This is a genomic window from Microcoleus sp. S13_B4, from assembly GCF_036700885.1.
Lineage (GTDB): Bacteria > Cyanobacteriota > Cyanobacteriia > Cyanobacteriales > Microcoleaceae > Microcoleus.
The window spans coordinates 1-2,086 of the sequence record NZ_JAUBPU010000136.1; the positions used below are offsets into that span (position 1 = coordinate 1).

The 2,086-nt window shown below is 43.9% G+C and carries 2 protein-coding genes and 2 pseudogenes; 1 reads left to right on the plus strand and 3 read right to left on the minus strand.

Going from position 1 to position 2,086, the window contains the following annotated elements; translation table 11 throughout:
• Nucleotides 1-90, minus strand: a pseudogene (locus QT994_RS27520) (IS1 family transposase); the annotation flags it as partial.
• Nucleotides 91-107: 17 nt separating this feature from the next.
• On the opposite strand from QT994_RS27520, the pseudogene QT994_RS27525 reads away from it, so the two are divergent.
• A pseudogene (locus QT994_RS27525) lies at nt 108-341 on the plus strand (transposase); the annotation flags it as partial.
• A 112-nt stretch (nt 342-453) separates the two neighbouring features.
• On the opposite strand, the gene QT994_RS27530 reads toward QT994_RS27525, so the two are convergent.
• Together QT994_RS27530 and QT994_RS27535 are read right to left on the minus strand one after the other, a co-directional pair.
• Nucleotides 454-1,449 carry an AEC family transporter gene (locus tag QT994_RS27530; RefSeq protein WP_333180277.1) on the minus strand — a complete coding sequence of 332 codons (996 nt, stop codon included), beginning with the start codon at nt 1,447-1,449 and terminating at the stop codon, nt 454-456.
• 374 nt (nt 1,450-1,823) lie between these two features.
• Nucleotides 1,824-2,030 (minus strand): glycogen debranching protein, encoded by a 207-nt coding sequence (locus QT994_RS27535; protein ID WP_333049131.1) that lies wholly within the window; start codon nt 2,028-2,030, stop codon nt 1,824-1,826.
• Nucleotides 2,031-2,086: the final 56 nt, after the last annotated feature.

The window sequence follows — 2,086 nt, forward strand, 5'->3', positions numbered from 1 at the left end:
ACCTGGTTTAAAATGGTTTACTGCTGTCCATAACCAGGTTTTTTTTGAGCCAACAAATGTTTCTAATTAATCTAATTCTCCCACTTGTGGAGTTATTTCTGCCTCAACATTGGAGCATTGAAAACCAAATGCAGTGGAGTTTAGATGTTACCTTTAATGAATATAAATGTCGTATTCGTTCGTTAAATAGCCCTCACAATTTTGCTATAGTAAGACGGATGGCACTTAATGTTGTCAATCAAGAAACAACTCTTAAACGTAGCTTGCGACCAAAAAGAAAACGGGCTGCGATGAATGATGACTATATGATGCAAATTCTCAAGTGCTTTTGTCAAGCATGATTGAGATGCTCTTACCCTGACCGGGTTTCTGCGATAATTTACGCATCCTTACCGAGATTTTGAAAAGAAACCCGGTTTCTAACTCCCAGACGCCCGACGCTATCGCCCAACTTCAACTAAACCCAGCTAACCACAGCGGAAGCATCAACAGCAACCCGACAGAAGTGATGGCGATGCTGCTAGCTAATAAATCGCGATCGAGCTCGTAGACTTCTGCTAAAATCAGCACAGAAAGAGCTGTGGGCGTTCCCGACATCAACACCAACACGAACCTCGGATCGCCACTCAATCCGAAATAACTAGCACCCAATCCGATCAGCACCGGCACAATTACCACTTTTAACAGCGACGGGATTAAGGCCAGTTCAAAACTTTCCCATTTCTTAATAGACCTCAGCCGGATGCCAACCAGCAGCAAAGCACTGGCAATTACCACCCAAACAGCAGTCTGCAATACCGATTCCACTGTCTCGGGCAGGGGGATGTTTCTAGTATAAAAACCAATTAAAAATGCCCACAGGGCGGGAACTGTCAGTACGTCCCGGAGCTGAGTCCACCAGTGTTTTTTTTGCTCAGAGTTCCCGAAATAGCTAGCAATAAATACACCGAAACAATAAGTTCCAATAACGTTGTTAGTGACGCTGTACAATACAGCCCAGTTGCTGTTATCGGTGCTGATTATAGACGGGGTGATTGCTAATCCAACAAAGCCTGTATTCCCTAACATCGCAGCTAGGAGAAAACTGCCCTGGCTCGATCGCTTCAGAGAATTAAAATTTAATAAAAATAAATTTACTAGAGAATTTTTGCCCTGAAAATACGGCTTTTTGATGTGGGCCGCACTCAGCCTACGCAATAATACCCAAGTCAGCCAAGCACAACTCGTGCTCAAAAATAATACGAATAGGGCGATCGCCGGCGTGAACCCCACAGCACCTGAAAAATCGCTCTGACGGGCTAAAACTAGAATTTGCAGCGGTATCCCAATCCAGAAAAGAAAGTGGCTCAGCAGCTTGGGAAAATCAACTGGGATGTACCGAAACAGCAGCAATCCTAAGCCCGTCCAGATAACTAGAGGCGTATAAGCGTGAAATAAGGTTTCAATCATAAAAATTTAACTTGACAATTGGAAATGCCTTTATGTATTAATAGTAATGCTAAAGCCCGTTTAATAAATGCGACTTATCGTTAGCGGAGCCCTCGAAGAGGATCGCACTTGCACGCTTTTTCCTCCTAGCGTGTTCGCAGCAGTGCCAGCCCGAGAATTTCCGCCCAAATTCCCGCACCTTCCAGGGCACAATCCTCAGACTCGCAGCCCCAAATGCTTGCAGCTTTTTGCCTTCAGATTCACAAAACCTCTGTTAATTTGATAAATGTGCGATCGAGTTATCTTGCCTTGGACGAACTGATGTCCCACGTTTTCCTGCCATTTCTCTCGAACGGAAACAGGGCGAGACTAAAGCTACTGATGACTTGCACTCATTAATTCAATTTCAAAGCATTAACAGGCACCTCATCCCAAGAACTAACAGTCCGCAAAGTAGCAACCCAGCCCTGCTGTTTTTGCTCAGCCGTCAAATTGTTCTCAAAAGATTCGTGGCAATCCTTTGCTTGAGTCTCATCGCAACAAGCAATACAAGAATAAAGAATACCCGACGGATCGATTTGCTCGTTTACCCAAATAATCACGATCTACTCTCTCAATCAAAATCTACTGTTATTTAAATTTTCCTATAGTTTTGCCA

What these genes read in the sequence shown, in the direction of transcription:
- QT994_RS27530 (WP_333180277.1), bottom strand. Translation starts at nt 1,449, where the DNA reads ATGATTGAAACCTTATTTCACGCTTATACGCCTCTAGTTATCTGGACG.